Origin of the sequence: Sandarakinorhabdus rubra (assembly GCF_010994245.1) — a bacterium.
GTDB lineage: Bacteria > Pseudomonadota > Alphaproteobacteria > Sphingomonadales > Sphingomonadaceae > Sandarakinorhabdus > Sandarakinorhabdus rubra.
The window spans coordinates 1-723 of record NZ_WMHO01000443.1 but is presented as its reverse complement, the minus strand read 5'-3'; the positions used below and the strand labels follow the sequence as shown (position 1 = coordinate 723).

Sequence of the window (723 nt, the reverse complement as noted above, 5' to 3'; positions counted from 1 at the left end):
CTCGCCGGCGGCGGCGTCATTCTGGCGGCGGCGCTGCTGCTGGTGATCGCGCTCGGCCTGCCGGGCCGCGCCTGGGCCGGCTTCGTGACGTGGACGGCGGCCAACGGCTGGGAGGTGCGCCATGTCGAGCTGACCGGCGCGCGCGAGCAGGACCGGCTGGCCATCTATGGTGCCGTTCTGAACGGGCCGACCAATGCCATGCTGGCCACCGATCTCGATGCGGTTCGCACCCGCCTTGCCGCCCTGCCGTGGGTGGCCGATGCCAGCGTGCAGCGCCGCCTGCCCGACACGCTGGTGATCGAGGTGATCGAAAGGAAGCCGGTGGCGCTGTGGCAGTATCGCCAGCATCTCGCCGCGATCGACATCACCGGCAAGCCGCTCACTGATCAGCGGCTGGAGCGCTGGAACGACTTGCCGATCCTGGTGGGCGCCGGCGCCAATGCCCATGTGAAGGACGCGCTGGCGCTGATCGCGGCAACGCCGCTGGGCCGCGAAGTCGATGCCGCCGTGCTGGTGGGCGGCCGCCGCTGGGACCTGAAGTTCAAGAGCGGCGAGACTCTGGCCCTGCCCGACCAGCCGGCACAGGCGAAGGCCGCGCTGGCGCGCTTTGCCCGGCTCGATGCCAAGGGCCCGGAACGGCTGCTGGGCGGGCGCTTCACCCGTTTCGACCTGCGCCTGCCTGGCCGCATGATCGTGGCCGGCCCGGCCGTGGCCAGCAGCCTC

The 723-nt window shown here is 71.9% G+C and carries 1 protein-coding gene; it reads left to right on the top strand.

The annotated features are described in order from the left end of the window. A partial coding sequence (locus tag GJV64_RS15170; RefSeq protein WP_164158359.1) for a cell division protein FtsQ/DivIB occupies positions 1-723 on the top strand: 723 nt, incomplete at both ends.